The sequence below is a fragment of the Roseococcus suduntuyensis genome, from assembly GCF_014196305.1.
GTDB lineage: Bacteria > Pseudomonadota > Alphaproteobacteria > Acetobacterales > Acetobacteraceae > Roseococcus > Roseococcus suduntuyensis.
This window is the reverse complement of the sequence record NZ_JACIDJ010000001.1, coordinates 1,253,207-1,267,449: the sequence shown is the minus strand read 5'-3', so window position 1 is coordinate 1,267,449 and position 14,243 is coordinate 1,253,207. Positions and strand designations below refer to the sequence as shown.

The window sequence follows — 14,243 nt, the reverse complement described above, 5'->3', positions numbered from 1 at the left end:
CTGACTGAGCGCCCACCATATCGTGATTCACGCCCTCAGGCGCCGGGCGCGCGCTCCGCGCGCTGGGCTTTCGCCGCGCGGCGGATGCGCGGGTGGCGCGGTGGGGTAGGCGGCGCCGGCCGCCGTGCGGCCGGATTCGTCTGGCGGCGCGCGAGTGGCTACGCCGCCACTCTCGGCCTCGCCAGCCACATGGCCAGAATGCCCGCCAGCGCGATGCCCAGTCCCAGCAGGTCCGTCATCCCCTCCGGGATCAGCAGCAGCAGCCCGCCGACCAGGATGGGGATGCGCGCCCAGATCGGCGTGGCCCCCACGCCATAGACATACCCCTCGAAGGCCGAGGCCAGCATGAAGATCGCCACCCCCGCCGTCGCCACCGATTGCAGGATCAGCGGCAGGTCGCCCCGCAGGATCAGCGCCGGCTGCAGCACGAACAGCACCGGCAACAGCATCAGCAGGCAGCCGATCCGCAGCGACATCAGCCCCGTCTTCATCGGCGAGGACTTCGCGATGGAGGCCGCGGCGATCGCCGCCAGCGCCACCGGCGGCGTGATGAAGGAGACGATGCCCCAGTAGAGGACGTAGAGATGCGAGGCCATCGGGTCCAACCCCGCCTGCACCAGCGCGGGCGCCAGCACGATGGCCAGGAAGATGTAGCAGGCGGATGCCGTCATCCCCATGCCCAGGATGAAGCTGGTGATGGCGCCGAAGAACAGCAGCAGCCCGATATTGCCCGCCGCATACTGCACCAGCTCGCGCGAGAAGGAGTTGGCCACGCCCGTCACCGACAGCGCCCCGATGATGAGGCCGATGCCCGCGATGAGTGCCACGATCTGCGCCACCGCCTGCCCGCCATCCACCACCAGCCGGCAGAAGGACATCAGGTTGAACCCGGTCGTCTTGCGCCGCAGCACCGCCACCACCAGCAGGAAGAGGCAGACCCAGAAGGGCGCCTGCGCCTCCATCCGGAAGGCCAGCAGCAGCACCGTCAGCCCCACGATGGCGCCGATGAAATACCAGCCCGAAGCCAGCGTGGGCCCGAGCGGCGGCACCTCCGACTTCGGCACGCCCCTGAGCCCCTTCCGCACGGCGTAGAGGTCGGTCTGCAGGAACAGCGCGGCGTAGAACAGCACCGAGGGCAGCAGCGCCGCCAGCATCACCTCGGCATAGGGCACGTTCAGGAAGGTGGCCATGATGAAGGCCGCGGCCCCCATCACCGGCGGCATCAGGGCGCCACCGGTGGAGGAACAGGCCTCCACCGCGCCCGCGTAATGCGCCGAATAGCCGCAGCGCTTCATGGTCGGGATGGTGAGCGTGCCCGTCGTCAGCACGTTGGAGGTGGGGCTGCCCGACAGCATGCCGAAGGTGGCGGACGACACCACCGCCACCTTGGCCGGCCCTCCGCGCGAGGTGCCCATCAAGGCGAGTGCGAAATCCATGAAGAAGGCGGCCCCGCCCGTGGCCGACAGCACCACGCCGAAGACCAGGAAGCCGATCAGCGTGTCGGCCACCACCTGCATGGGGATGCCGATGATGCTCTCGGTGCCGAAGACATGCTCGCGCACCGTGTCGAGCGGGCTGAACTCCACGCCCCAGAGGAAGCCCGGCATCTCGCCCGCGAAGATGGGAAAGGCGCCGAAGATGAGGCAGGCGAAGAACAGCACGTTCTCGCCAGTGCGCCGCACCCCATCCAGGATCATCACGATCAGCGCGACACCCAGCCAGGCCGCCCAGTCGGGCGCCGTCGCGTTCCAGCCCGCGAGCTGGATGGTGAGCGAGACGGTGGCCAGCCACACGCTGATGCCCAGCGTCGCCGCCGCCAGCACCCAGTCGAACCAGGGCACATGCGTCTTCTGCCGCTTGATGGCCGGGAAGGCCAGGAAGGCGAAGGCGCCGAAGCAGCCGATGATGAGGTAGTAATAGGCCGTGCTGATCGGCCGGAACCCGCCCACGCCCAGGTTGAACACCTGGTTGATGGTCAGCAGCAGCCCCGCCGATGAAAGAACGAAGGCCGCCCAGAAGGCGGCCCCTGTCAGGCGGGAGGACCGCGCCTCCGGGTCCTCGATGGCGGGGGCGGCGGCGACGGTGCTGGACATGCGGGGGGAACCGGACGGGAGGTGAAAGAAAAACCGCCGCCGGGGGGTCCGGCGGCGGTGAAGGGGCTCAGCCGAGGGTGGCGAGTGCGGCGCGGCGCCGTTCGGTCCAGGCCGCGGCGAAGGCCTCGGCCGGCTGGCTGCGGGCGCCGGGCAGGAATTCGGCCCAGGCGGCGCGCAGCGTGTTGAGGCGGGTCAGCGTGGTGTCCTGCCAGCGCTGGATGTCGGCATTCCAGATGTTGCGCTCACGCAGGAAGCGGATGGCGCCCTCGTGGAAGGGCGCGTCCATCGGCGGCGTGCCGGCCAGGTTCATGGCCCAGCGCGGCATGATCGGGTTGGTGTCCTTGAACATGTCGAAGCTGTCGGTGATGGCCGTCATCAGCGCATAGACCTCGGCCTCGGCGGCATCGGCGTTCACCGTGATCATGGGGTAGCGATAGCCCATGACGTTCACCGGGTTCTGCTCGGACATGCCGGCCCCGATGGTCTCCGCGAAGGGTTCCACGAAGGGCACGGCGCGCTGCGCCCGCGCCCAGCCCTCGGCATTGTTGGGGTCGAGCTGCACCCAGGAGATGCCGCGCGGGCTCGCCTCCAGCTCACGCAGCACGGCGGCGGCCGGGGCGGCGCCGGCGCAATCGGCGCGGCCCTCGATCAGCGCGCGCAGGCTCGCGGCATAGGAGGGGAACTGCACGATCTGCACGTCGTTCAGCGTGAGGCCCGCGAAGGCCAGGATGGGCTCGACCTTGATGTTCACCGAGGAATTGGCCGGCACCCAGGCCATGCGCTTGCCGCGCAGATCCTCGGGCTTCGTGATCCCGCTCTCGCGCGTCGCCACCACCGAGAAGGCGTTCTTGCGCCCGGCCAGCACGCGGAAATCCTGCGGGCCCCAGTCCGGCGTGGCATATTCGTAGAGGCCCTCGGCGGCGAAGTAGAGCTCGTTGGCCAGCCAGGCATGGCTCGCGCGGCGCTGCTTCAGCGGCAGGATGCGGCCGATGGAGGTGCCCGAGGGCTGCAGCCGCACGCGGGTGCCATGGGCGCGACCCAGCGCGTCCGAAATGGCCGAGGCCTCGACATAGCCGGTCGAGCCCACATCATAGACCGACCAGATCATGGTGGCGGGCAGGTTGGCGAGGTTGCGGGTCTGCGCCAGCGCGGGCGTGGCGAGGCCCGCGGCGCCAAAGGCACCACCGAGGGCGGCGCCACCAAGGGCGAACGTGTTGCGGCGGGTGATCATCTGGACAGCCTCCTCTGCTTTTCGTTACGGGGTTTGTCGGCCAGGAAGGCGCAGGCTGTCAACGCGCCGACCCCCAGCCGTTCTCCACCAGGAAGGCCTCGACCAGCGCATTGAAGGCGGCCGGCTTCTCGAAATAGGCGGAGTGCCCGGCGGCCGGGATCATGGCCACCCGCGCGCCCGGGATGGCGTCCACCATCCCGGCGGGGGCGAAGGGCGGCAGCACCTGGTCCTCGCCATTGGCCAGGAACAGCACGGGGCAGCGCGCGGCGGCCAGGTCGGCCGGCGGGCGGATGCGGGCGGCGCCCAGGCGGGCGCGCAGCGCCTCGCGGTCCCAGCCGCGCGTCAGCCCGTTGATCTGACGATACAGATGCGCCAGCGCCGGGCTTTCGGCCGCCATGTGCGGGCCGGAGGCGGGCAGGATGTGCCGTTCCAGCATGGCCGCGCGCGCCGCGGCACTCTCCGCCTGCCAGGGGGCGAGCCGCTCCGGCACCGGCGCCGCCGCCTGGCGCGGGTCGAGCGAGCCCGTGGTCGCGGCCAGCACCAGCGCCTTCACGCGTCCCGGATGGGCGATGGCGAATTCCACCCCCGTCCAGCCGCCCATGGACTGGCAGACCAGCGCCACCTCGCCATGGCCCAGATGGTCCAGCAGGGCGGCCAGGTCCGGCGCGTATTCCGCCGGGTCCACCCCACCCTCGGGCGCGGTGGAGGGGTAAAAGCCCCGGTGCGAGAAGGCGATGCAGGTGTAGTTCGCCGCGAAATGCGCCACCTGCTGCCACCAGGACATCAGGCACCCCCCCAGCCCATGGGCGAAGACCAAGGGCGGCCCCTGCCCCGTCACCTCATAGGCCAAAGTGCAGTCGGGGCGCGCCAGGGTGCCGGCGCGGTGGGGGAAGCTCATGCTGTGGGGGTTCCAATGAAAGGAAGGGGGCGCGATGGCCGCGCACCCCCCCGGTGGTCATTCGTTGTGGATCATTCCATCCGGATGCCGAGGCGCGTCACCATCTCGCGCTCATAGGCCGCGCGCTGGACGATGAAGTCGCGATACTGCTCGGTGTCGAGATAGACGGTCGGCATGTCGAACTGGTTGCGGACGCGGGTGTTCTCCTCGCTCATCAGCGCCTGCTTGAAGGCGTCGTGCAGGTTGCGGGCGATGCCCGGGTCCATGCGCGGCGGGCCGCTGATGCCGTAGTTGGAGGTGACGACGATGTCATAGCCCAGCTCGCGCAGGGTGGGCACGTCGGGGAAGCGCGGCGCGCGCTCGGCGCTCCAGACGCACAGCGCGCGCATCCGCCCCGCCTCGACATGCGGCGCCCAGGTGGAGCTGTCGGCGATCATGGTCACCTGCCCGCCCAGCACGGCGGTGATGCCCTCGGACGCCCCGCGGAAGGGCACATGGATGAGCTGGACGTTCTCCCGCCCCGCGATGTCCTCCATGGCCAAATGATTGGTGGTGGCGATGCCGGAGGTGGAATAGCTGAGTTCGCCCGGGCGGCGCCGGGCCTCGGCCAGCAGGTCCGCGAAGGTCTGGATGGGGCTGTCCGCCCGCACCGCGATGCCGAACAACCACCCCGTCAGGCCGATGATGTGCGTGAAATCGGTGGTGGTGTCCCATTGCGGCTGGCGCACCAGGAAGGGGCGCCGCACCACGGAAAGGTGCATCTGGCCGACGGTGTAGCCATCCGGCCGCGCCTCGCGCGCCAGGTGCACGGCGTGCAGCGTGCCGCCGGCGCCCGCGCGGTTCTCGATGGTGACCGGATGGCCGAAATGGCGCGAGGCGATGTCGGCCAGGCTGCGCAGATGCACGTCCGAACTGCCGCCTGGCGGCCAGGGCACGATCAGCTTGATGGGGCGCGTCGGAAAACCGGCCTGGGCGCCGGCCAGGCGTGGCGTGGCGAGAGGGGCCGCGACGGCGGCGGCAATGGCGGTGCGGCGCGAGAACGGACCGGGCTTGAAAGTCATGCGGAAGCTCCTCCTTCGGGCAGGGCGCGTCTGTCGGCGCCCTTGGAAGTGGCATGGTGGACCGGCCCAAAGCCCCTTGCCAAGCGGAACCATTCCCCCGCGCCTTGCATCCCGCGCCGCCCCGCGCCAAGGTCCGCCGCGATTTTCCAGGTTGAGGGGCAGAGCATGTCCGAAGCGTTCGACGTCATCGTGATCGGGGCTGGCCCCGGCGGCTATGTGTGCGCCATCCGCGCCGCGCAGCTGGGTCTCAAGGTCGCTTGCGTGGAGAAGCGCGCCACGCTGGGGGGCACCTGCCTGAATGTGGGCTGCATCCCCTCCAAGGCGCTGCTGCAAAGCTCCGAGCACTACGAGGAGGCCCTGCACAAGCTGGCCGACCATGGCGTGCAGGTGGGGGGCGTCACGCTGGACCTCGCCCGCATGCAGGCCCGCAAGGGCGAGGTGGTGGCCTCCAACGTCAAGGGCATCGAGTTCCTGTTCAAGAAGAACAAGGTGACCTGGCTGAAGGGCGCGGGGCGCATTCTGGCGCCCGGCAAGGTGGCCGTGGACGGCACCGAGTATGAGGCGAAGCACATCGTCATCGCCACCGGCAGCGAGAGCATCCCGCTGCCCGGCGTCGAGGTGGACGAGAAGCGCGTCGTCACCAGCACGGGCGGGCTGGAGCTGTCCGAGGTGCCGAAGCACATGATCGTGATCGGCGGCGGCTATATCGGGCTGGAGCTGGGCAGCGTCTGGCGCCGCCTGGGCGCGGAAGTGACCGTGGTGGAATATCTGGACCGCCTGGTGCCCGCCATGGACACCGAGGTCGGCAAGGCCTTCGAGCGCATCCTGGGCAAGCAGGGCTTCAAGTTCCGCCTCAAGACCAAGGTGACGGGTGCGAAGGTGGACGCCGACGGCGTGGACCTGACGGTGGAGCCCGCCGCCGGCGGCGCGGCCGAGACGCTGCGCGCCGATGTGGTGCTGCTGGCCATCGGCCGCCGCCCCTACCTCGCGGGCCTCGGTTTGGAGGAAGCGGGCGTGGCGCTGGACGAACGCGGCCGCGTCGCCACCGACGGGCATTTCGCCACGAACGTGCCCGGCATCTGGGCCATCGGCGACGCCATCCAGGGCCCCATGCTGGCCCACAAGGCCGAGGAAGAGGGCGTGGCCCTGGCCGAGCAACTGGTCGGCCAGAAGCCGCACCTCAACCCGCTGACCATCCCGGGCGTGGTCTACACCTGGCCCGAGGTGGCGACCGTGGGCGAGACCGAGGAACAGCTCAAGGCCCGCGGCCAGGGCTACAAGGTGGGCAAGTTCCCCTTCACCGCCAATGGCCGCGCCCGCGCGATGGGCGAGATGGACGGCTTCGTGAAGCTGCTGGCCGATGACAAGACCGACCGGCTGCTGGGCGCGCACATCATCGGGCCGGATGCGGGCACGCTGATCGCGGAGATCGCGCTGGCGATGGAGTTCGGGGCTTCGAGCGAGGATGTGGCGCGGACCTGCCACGCGCACCCCTCGCTGAACGAGGCGGTGAAGGAGGCGGCGCTGGCCGTGGCCGGGAGAGCGCTTCACATCTGAAGTCTCGCGCGGCCAGCGTTTTTGCGCCCTCAGGCGCCGGGCGCGGCCTCCGGCCGCTGGGCTTGCGCGCCGCTTCAGCTGTGCTGGCCGCTCGGTTCGTCTGGGCGCGCCGGCCGCTTTGCGGCCGGACACTTTGAACTTGGAGTTAGTTCTGCACGGTTGCGATCGCTGCGCCGTGCAAGCCACGCCACAACAAGCCCGCACCTGCGCTGAGGGGCGCTCCCCTCAGCTCGCGCTCGCCGCCTTCAGCGTGGCCTTGCCGGAAGGCGCCTTGGCCGGGGCGGCACCGGTCTCCGCCCCACGCTCCTGCGCGTTGCGCAGCAGGGCCAGGCCCCGATACACCCCATGCACCATCTTGCTGTAGGGCAGCAGCAGGAAGAAGGCCAAGACCAGGCCCAGATGCACCGCCAGCATCACGCCCATCGCCCCCGTGTGCCGCACCACCAGCAGCAGCAGCCCGGTGATGGACACCAGGAACAGCAGCGACAGCATGGCGTATTCGCTGCCCAGCAGCTTCTTCGCCACCGGCACCGGGTCCGTCACCGTCTTCACCCAGATCAACCCCGCCGTGCCGATGCACAGCAGCACCCCGCCCCAGGTGCCGAACTGCACGGGCAGGCTCAGGAAGTGGTGCGGTGACTTCCAGCCCAGGAAGTGGTGGTAGAAGGCGCCCGTCGTCGTCGCCGCGAAGCACAGCATGAAGCCGTAGAACATGGCGTGGTGCAGCCAGCGCCGCTTCTGCGCGAAGCTGTCGTCCAGGTCGTTGCAGCCATGCCCGCCGCCGCCCAGGTTTCGCAGCGTCAGGATGTCGAAGGCCGCGGTGGCGACGGGTGCCGGCGTGATGGGCCTTTGGCCCGCCCCCGGCGCCGTGCCGCGCCAGTAGCGCAGCGCGCCCATCGCCATGGCGAAGAGCGCATAGCCGAAGGTGACCGTCGCCAGCCCCGTCATCAGCCAGTAGGGGATCACGCGGAAGAAGGCGCCCGTGCCCGTCTGCGCCGTGTAGAGGATGGCCGGGTCCTGCAGCCCCATGGTCAGCAGCAGCACGGCCGTGAGTGCGAGGAAGGTCACCAGCACCACCACCGTGCCGTTGCGCTCGAACAGCCGGCCCATGGCGGGCGGCCAGGCGTATTCGGCATAGCTTTCGGCGCGGAGCGTGGCGAAGGTCTGCGGGATGTTCACCCCGAAGGCGTGCGGCGGCGCGTATTGGCAGGCGTGGTAGCAGCCCTTGCAGCCATGGCAGAGGTTGGCCAGGTGCGTCAGGTCCCCGGTGGAGAATTCCCGCCGCATCGCCATGGCCGGGAAGACCGCGCAATAGCCCTCGCAGTAACGGCAGGCATTGCAGATTTCCATCTGCCGCCGGGCTTCGGCCGTGGTCTCAGTTTCGCGCATTTTGGGCCGCCCCCTCCCCGGCCAGCCGCCCGAAGACGGTGCCGATCGTCATTCCGAAGCCCGCCAGATAGCCCTGGCCCAGGATATTGCCAGCCATGATCTCGCCGCTGGCGAACATGTTCGCACTGGGCTTGCCGTCCGCCATGATCACCCGCGCCTTGTCGTTCACCTTCACGCCCAGGAAGGTGAAGGTGATGCCCGGCGCCAGCGGGTGCCCGATGAAGGGCGGCACCTCGATGCGCCGCGCCCAGTGGCTTTTCGGCGGGGTCAGGCCCTCGGTCCGGCAGTCATCGGGCTTCATGGGCGTGAAGGTGCCGTCGCGCACGCTGGCATTGTAGCGCGCGACCAGGGCTTCGAGCTTGTCCGGGTCCAGGTCCATCATCCCGGCCAACTCACGCACGCTGTTCGCGCGCATCGGCGGGAATACGCTCGGCAGGTAGTTGTGCAGCGCCTGGCTGTCGGTGATGGCATAGGCGCGGGACATCGGCTGCTGCGCGATCATCCGCCCCCAGATGGCGTAGCGCTTGGGCCAGACATCCTCGCCCTCGTCGTAGAACCGCTCGACCTTCTGGTTCACCACGATGGAGAAAGGCACGCAGTCCAGCCGCATGGCCAGCCCGCCATCCTCCATCGGCGCGCGGGCGTCGTTGGCCACCGCATGGAACTGCGTGGGGTCGCCCACCTCCTGCACGCCGGAGGCCAGCAGGTCCTTCAGCACCGTGCCCTGGGCATAGGGCGTGCCGCGCACCTGGAAGCGGTCCGCAGCATCGCCCCAGTATTGCCGCAGCCATTCGCGGTTCGCCTGGAACCCGCCGGCGGAGGCCACCAGCGCCTTGAAGCGGATGCGCTGCGGAAAGCCGCGCCAGGAGACGATGGCCTCCGTCGCATGGCCTTCCTCGACGGCGATGTGCTGCACCTCGGTGTCGTAGAGGATGGTGATGCCGAGCTTCTCCGCCGTGCGGTACAGCGCGTTCACCAGCGCCTTGCCCCCACCCAGGAAGAAGGCGTTGGTGCGCGACAGGCTCAGCGTGCCGGAGAGCGAGGGCTGGAACACCACCCCGCAATCGCGCAGGAAACCAGGCGCATGTTCGCTCGCGCGGATGCACATGCGGGCCAGGTGCTCATCCGTGCGGCCGCCCGTGACGCGCAGCAGGTCGTCCCAGTATTCCTCTTCCAGGTAGCTTTCGGTCAGCACGTCGGTCGGTGCCGGGTGCAGCGCCCGCAGGTTGCGGGTGTGGCGCGAATTGCCGCCGCGCATGGGCTTGGGGGCGTGTTCGGCCACCACCACCGAGGCGCCGAGCTTGCGGGCGGTGATGGCGGCGGAGAGCGCGGCATTGCCGCCGCCCACCACCAGCACGTCATAGACGGTGTCGAAATCCATCCCCCTGGTCTAGAACATCATCGCCGGTCGCGAAATCTCCGGGGGCGCGCGATGCCGGCGGAAAGACACCGGGCCGCTGCATTTTTCCATCCGGCGCCAGGGTTCCGGCCAGTCGACCGCAGGCTCGCCCCCCCCTTCCGAATGCCTTATACACGTTGGTTCGGGCGCGCCGCGTCCCTCCGGCCTCCCTGCCCGAGGGCAGCCGACACCCGACGGGGCATCCCTCCGATCAGGACACCTGCCCAATGCCCTCCGCCGACCCTACCTATGCTTCGGATTGGGACTTGACGCATCTGCGCGCGGCCATCGAGGCCGCGGGCGTCGGCCTCTGGCGCTGGAACGTGGAGTCCGACCATATCGGCCTCGACCGGCGGGCCATGGAGCTGTGGGACCTCGCCGGGGCCACCGTCACGACCTTCCGGGAGCTTTCGGCGAAGATCCATCCGACCGACCTCGACCGCGTGCGCGCCGCCTTCGCGGCCACACGCGCCATCGTGGGCGGCTATGAGATCGATTTCCGCATCCTCTCCGGCGACGATATCCGCTGGGTGTCGGCGCGCGGCCAGGGGAATGACGCGGATATCGAGCATGGCGTGATGCGCGGCATCTTCCTCGACGTCACGCGCCGCAAGCAGGCGGAGGAAAGCCACCAGCTCCTGGCCGGCGAGATGAGCCACCGGGTGCAGAACCTGCTGCTCGTCGCCTGCGGGCTGGCGCGCATCACCTCGCGCAGCAGCGAAACCACGGAGGACATGGCGCTCGACCTCACCCAGCGGCTGATGGCGCTGGGCCGCGCGCATGACCTGGTGCGGCCGCGCGGCGGGCGGCCGGTGGAGGCGGTGCTGATGGGCGACCTGCTGGCGGTGCTGCTGCAGGCCTATGACGAGGACGATCCCGCCTCCAGCCGTATTCGCGTGTCCGTGCCACGGATGGACCTGAACGAGGGCGCGGCCACGACGCTGGCGCTCGTCATCCATGAACTCTCGACCAACTCCCTCAAGCATGGCGCCTTGTCGGTGCCCGCCGGCACGCTGGACCTGTCATGCGACGCCCCAGACGAGGAGGTGGTGCTGGTATGGGCCGAGCATGGCGGCCCGACCGCGACCCAGCCCGCGCCTGGCGCCGGCTATGGCGGCGATTTGATCGAGCGCAGCATGATGCACCAGTTCGGCGGCGGCATCGCCTATGAATGGGCACCCGAGGGGCTGGTCGTCACGCTGCGCATGCGCCGGGACCGGATGGCGGCCTGACCGCCCAGGCGAAGGCGGGGGGCTCCAGCGCCACGCCGCGCCGGGCGCGGTCGGCTTGTGGCAGCACGTCCTCCGAGGGCCAGAGCCCCGTTTCCAATGCCGTGGCGTAGCCCTCCGCCAAGCGCGCGCGGCGCATGGCGGCGGCTGCGGCGGCGTGGTCGTAATCCAGCGCGTGGAAACTCACCTCCAGCCCCTCGGCGCGCGGCCTAAGGAGGCTGAACCACACGCGCGGCGTGCCGTCATGCGCGGGCATGCCGATGGCGCCGGCATTGATCCACACCCCCTGCCCCACCCGCCGCGCGAAGGGAATGCCGCTATGGCCCGCGACGACGCCATCGCAGCCCGTGGCCGCGATCTCGGCCGCCAGCACATTCTCGGGCGTCGAGCGGAAGAGGAAGCGGTTGATCTCGGTGGCGCCACCATGCACCACGGCCAGCCGCCGCCCATCGGGCAGGCGCAGCACGAGGCGGCGCGGCAGGGCGCCCATCCAGTCGCGCTGCGCGGGCGTCACCTCACGCAGCGCATGGGCATACCAGCCGCGCGCCAGCAGGTCGCAGGCCGTGCCCTCCTCGAAACCGCAGCCGCAATCCCCGGCGCCGGCGGCAAGCTGTTCCTCGCAATTGCCCATCAGCACATGGATGCCGCTTCCCATCACCAGCGCGGTGGTGGCCGCCGCATCGGCCGCATAGGCCACCACATCGCCGGTGCAGAGAATGCGCGCGGACGGGATGCCGCGCCGCGCGGCCTCCGCCAACAGGGCGCGCGTGGCGTGCGAATTGGAATAGGGCCCGCCGAAGACGAGCCAGGGCGCGTCCAGTTCCATCATGCCAGATGCCGCCGCAGCGTGGCGCTGATCCGGTCCGCCGCCAGCGTCAGCGCGATGATGACGATGAGGATGGCCAGCACCCGGTTGAAATCCAGCAGGTCCACGGCGTTCTTCAACTCCTGCCCCAGCCCGCCCGCGCCCACCAGGCCCAGCACGGTGGAGGCGCGGATGTTGAACTCCCACACATAGAGCAGGTGGGAGAGGTTCTGCGGCATGGTCTGCGGGATCAGGGCGAACAGCGCCACCTGCATCCGTGTGGCGCCGACGGCGGTGATGGCCTCGGCCGGGCGCGGGTCGGCGGTTTCCATGCTCTCCGACCACAGCTTGGCCAAGGACCCCGCCGAATGCAGCGCCACCCCCAGCATCCCCGCGAAGGGGCCAAGCCCCACGGCGGCCACGAACAGCAGCGCGAAGACGAAGCCATCCGTCCCGCGCAGCCCGTCCAACACGCCGCGCGTGGGCTGATACAGCGCCAGGAAGGGCGAAAGCGGCCTGGTCGCCAGCAGCGCCAGCGGGAATGCCAGCAACGCGGCGCAGAGCGTGCCCAGCGTGGCAATGCCCACCGTCTCGCCGGCGCGGCGCGCGATGTCGCCCGCCCCCGAGAAATCCGGCGGCCAGGAACCGGCCAGCCAGCCCAGCAGCCGCGGCAGGCCCGCCGCCAGCCGCGCCGGGTCGGGCGCCACCGTCCAGACCGAGACGCCCAGCAGCGCGGCGAACCCCGCCCAGAAGGCGGCCTGTCGTAGCGTCACGAGGTCCGCAGCCGCCCCAGGGCGCGGCCCGCGGCCTCGATGGGCGCGTAGGTCTCGGGTGTCGCGGCCACCCAGCCGGTGTAGCGCGGCGGCAGCACCTCCGCGCCGGTGGCAAGGGCGGCTTCGCGCAGCGCCGCGCGGGTCGCCCCATCCAGGTCCCGCCGCGCGGCCAGCGCGTCATTGGGCAGCGGCGCGCTGCGCCAGACCACCCGCACCTGCTCGGCGCGCACCCGGCCGGAGGCGATCATCGCGTTCAGGTTCCGGTCGAAATCCGTCGCCAGATCCACCTGGCCCGAGGCCACCGAAATCACGTTGGCCGCGTGGCTCGCCCCGTCGCGGTAGCGGAAGAAGGTGCGCGGATCCACGCCCTGGGTCTGGAACCAATGGTGCGGAATGAGCCAGCCCGAGGTGGAACCGGCATCGGCGAAGGAGATGGACATGCCCCGCGCATCCTCGGGGAAGCGCGCGATGTTCACCCCTTCGCGCGCGATGATGATGGCGTGGTAGGTCGGCCGCCCTTCATAGAGCACCGTCGCCAGCGCCTCGGCGCCCGCCCGCGCATGGGCCAGCACATAGCCCCAGGGCCCCATCCAGGCCGCATCCACCTGGCCCGAACCCATGGCCACCGCGATGCCCGCCCAGTCGGTCGTGACGGTCAGCTCGTAGGGCCGGCCGAGCCGCTGCGCCAGATGCGCGAAGAAGGGCTCGAAGGCCCGGCGCGTGTCGCCCGCCGTGGGCTGGAACGGCCCGACGGCGAAGCGCAGCGGCGCGCGGGATTGCGCCAGCGCCGGCGTGGCCAGGACGGCGCCCAGCGGGGCGCCCAGCGCGGCGCCCAGTGCGGCGCGACGGGTCAACGCGAGCATGAGGCCCCTCCCAGCACGCAGAAGGTCGCGCAATGCGGGTGGTTCAGGGCCACCGGCCGCGCGGCCTCTTCCAGCGTGGCGCCCAGCTCGAAGCGCGCGTCATAGGCCAGCAGGGTGCAGGCCAGCACGGCGGGACGTTCGGCGCCGCGGCGCTTCACCACCATGCGCGAGGAGGCGCACATCAGGCTGTCCGGCGACTTGCCCAGGATGCCCCAGCAGGCCTCCGTGATCTCGGGCACGTCGCGCCCCGCATCCATCTCCGGGAACAGCATCAGCGCCACGGGGTCCGTGGCATCCACCGGAATGCCATGGCGCGCGAAGACCGCCGCATAGCCCGCGCGCATGGCCGCCTCGCCGTCATGGCCGAAGCCCACCCGGCCCGCGACATGGATCGTGAAGCCCTCGCGCGCCATCCATTCCAGCCCTTCCATGGTGCGGGCATAGCTGCCCGCGCCGCGCTCGATGTCGTGCACCGCCGCGTCGTGGTGGTCGAGGCTGACGCGGACCACCAGCCGCGCCCCGCCATGCCTCGCCAGCAGCGCACGCAGCGGCTCCGCGTAGCGGCGCATGGGCTGCATGGCGTTGGTCAGCACCAGGGCGTGCAGCCCGCGCGACAGCACGTCGTCCAGCATGGGCACCAGGCCCGGGTTCATGAAGGGCTCGCCGCCGGTGAAGCCCACCTCGCGCACGCCCATCCCTTCCGCCTCGTCCAGGTAGGCCGCGACCTCGGCGGGCGTGATGTAGACCAGCGCGTCATTGCGCGGGCTGCTCTCGATGTAGCAGTTCGCGCAGGTGATGTTGCACAGCGTGCCAGTGTTCACCCACAGCGTGTCCAGCGCCGTCAGCGCCACCTGCGCCCGGCGCTCGCCCTTCAGCGTCACCTCCGGGTGCTGGAACTTGGCGGGGTTCAGGCGCGGCGGCGCGTCCTGGGTGCGGATGGACAAG

Annotated in this window: 12 protein-coding genes; 2 read left to right on the top strand and 10 right to left on the bottom strand. The window is 70.4% G+C overall.

What is annotated here, in order from left to right; translation table 11 throughout:
• Positions 1-158: 158 nt before the first annotated feature.
• The 4 genes from GGQ83_RS05965 to GGQ83_RS05950 form a co-directional block, all read right to left on the bottom strand.
• Complete coding sequence (locus GGQ83_RS05965; protein WP_184382799.1) at positions 159-2,093, bottom strand: TRAP transporter permease; 1,935 nt, start codon at positions 2,091-2,093, stop codon at positions 159-161.
• A gap of 67 nt (positions 2,094-2,160) precedes the next feature.
• Complete coding sequence (locus tag GGQ83_RS05960) at positions 2,161-3,324, bottom strand: TAXI family TRAP transporter solute-binding subunit (protein WP_184382797.1); 1,164 nt, start codon at positions 3,322-3,324, stop codon at positions 2,161-2,163.
• Between the two features lie 58 nt (positions 3,325-3,382).
• Positions 3,383-4,222: an alpha/beta fold hydrolase gene (locus tag GGQ83_RS05955; RefSeq protein WP_184382796.1), complete on the bottom strand. Its 840-nt coding sequence runs from the start codon at positions 4,220-4,222 to the stop codon at positions 3,383-3,385.
• A 71-nt stretch (positions 4,223-4,293) separates the two neighbouring features.
• Complete coding sequence (locus GGQ83_RS05950; RefSeq protein WP_184382794.1) at positions 4,294-5,283, bottom strand: tripartite tricarboxylate transporter substrate binding protein; 990 nt, start codon at positions 5,281-5,283, stop codon at positions 4,294-4,296.
• 165 nt (positions 5,284-5,448) lie between these two features.
• Between GGQ83_RS05950 and lpdA the strand changes: the two genes are divergently transcribed.
• The gene (lpdA, locus tag GGQ83_RS05945; RefSeq protein WP_184382792.1) at positions 5,449-6,840 is read left to right on the top strand and encodes a dihydrolipoyl dehydrogenase; all 1,392 of its coding nucleotides are present in this window, start codon (positions 5,449-5,451) and stop codon (positions 6,838-6,840) included.
• Between the two features lie 225 nt (positions 6,841-7,065).
• Here lpdA and tcuB read toward each other — a convergent pair whose 3' ends face one another.
• Together tcuB and tcuA are read right to left on the bottom strand one after the other, a co-directional pair.
• Positions 7,066-8,229, bottom strand: coding sequence for a tricarballylate utilization 4Fe-4S protein TcuB (gene tcuB, locus GGQ83_RS05940; RefSeq protein ID WP_184382791.1), 1,164 nt, complete (start codon positions 8,227-8,229; stop codon positions 7,066-7,068).
• Complete coding sequence (tcuA, locus tag GGQ83_RS05935; RefSeq protein WP_184382789.1) at positions 8,216-9,610, bottom strand: FAD-dependent tricarballylate dehydrogenase TcuA; 1,395 nt, start codon at positions 9,608-9,610, stop codon at positions 8,216-8,218. Before tcuA ends, tcuB begins: the two co-directional genes overlap by 14 nt.
• Positions 9,611-9,855: 245 nt before the next feature.
• Between tcuA and GGQ83_RS05930 the strand changes: the two genes are divergently transcribed.
• On the top strand, positions 9,856-10,860 hold the full coding sequence (locus GGQ83_RS05930) for a sensor histidine kinase (RefSeq protein ID WP_184382788.1): 1,005 nt from the start codon (positions 9,856-9,858) through the stop codon (positions 10,858-10,860).
• Here GGQ83_RS05930 and GGQ83_RS05925 read toward each other — a convergent pair.
• The 4 genes from GGQ83_RS05925 to GGQ83_RS05910 are packed head-to-tail and all read right to left on the bottom strand — an operon-like array spanning position 10,823 to position 14,242.
• Positions 10,823-11,686 carry a metallophosphoesterase family protein gene (locus tag GGQ83_RS05925; protein WP_184382786.1) on the bottom strand — a complete coding sequence of 288 codons (864 nt, stop codon included), beginning with the start codon at positions 11,684-11,686 and terminating at the stop codon, positions 10,823-10,825. The genes GGQ83_RS05930 and GGQ83_RS05925 overlap by 38 nt on opposite strands.
• Positions 11,683-12,435: a phosphonate ABC transporter, permease protein PhnE gene (gene phnE / locus GGQ83_RS05920; protein WP_184382785.1), complete on the bottom strand. Its 753-nt coding sequence runs from the start codon at positions 12,433-12,435 to the stop codon at positions 11,683-11,685. Before phnE ends, GGQ83_RS05925 begins: the two co-directional genes overlap by 4 nt.
• Positions 12,432-13,298, bottom strand: coding sequence for a phosphate/phosphite/phosphonate ABC transporter substrate-binding protein (locus tag GGQ83_RS05915; RefSeq protein ID WP_184382783.1), 867 nt, complete (start codon positions 13,296-13,298; stop codon positions 12,432-12,434). The genes phnE and GGQ83_RS05915 overlap by 4 nt, the downstream gene beginning before the upstream one ends.
• Positions 13,286-14,242, bottom strand: coding sequence for a radical SAM protein (locus tag GGQ83_RS05910; protein ID WP_184382781.1), 957 nt, complete (start codon positions 14,240-14,242; stop codon positions 13,286-13,288). Before GGQ83_RS05910 ends, GGQ83_RS05915 begins: the two co-directional genes overlap by 13 nt.
• Position 14,243: the final 1 nt, after the last annotated feature.